1 protein-coding gene is annotated in these 494 nt (G+C 72.7%); it reads left to right on the forward strand.

The features are described 5' to 3' along the window. On the forward strand, positions 1-494 hold a 494-nt coding region (locus tag FQ746_RS30390), incomplete at both ends, for a DMT family transporter (protein WP_144113522.1).

The following is a 494-nucleotide window of genomic DNA, read 5'->3' on the forward strand; positions in this document are numbered from 1 at the left end:
AGCGCCGCGCTGGCGGCGCTGTCGATCACCGGCGCCATGCTGATGCTCTGGTCGCCGCGCCTGGGCCTGCCGCTGCCCTCGAACCCGGCCGAATGGGCGGGGCTGGCCGCCGGCCTGAGCTTCGCGATGAGCAACGTGCTGGTGGTGCGGATCTCGCGCGACCTGCCGGAGCTCAAGCCCGAGATGCGCACCGCCACGCTGTTCGCGGGCGGCGCGGCCTTCGGGCTGGCGGCGATGTTCGTGGAAGGCGTGCCGCCGCTGCCCGCGCCGCATGCCGTGACGCTGGCGCTGCTGCTGGCCGCCGCGATCGGCGTGGTCACCGCGCTCAACAACCTGCTGGTTCAATACGGGCTTGCCCGGGTACCCGCCAATCGCGCCTCGATCATCATGCTGTTCGAGATCGTCGTCACCGCGCTGTCGGCGTGGCTGTTCGCCGACGAGCTGCCGGGCGCGCGCGAGTGGCTCGGCGGCGCCTGCATCGTGCTCGCCACGCT

The organism is Paraburkholderia sp. BCC1886, from assembly GCF_900996245.1.
Classification (GTDB): Bacteria; Pseudomonadota; Gammaproteobacteria; order Burkholderiales; family Burkholderiaceae; genus Paraburkholderia.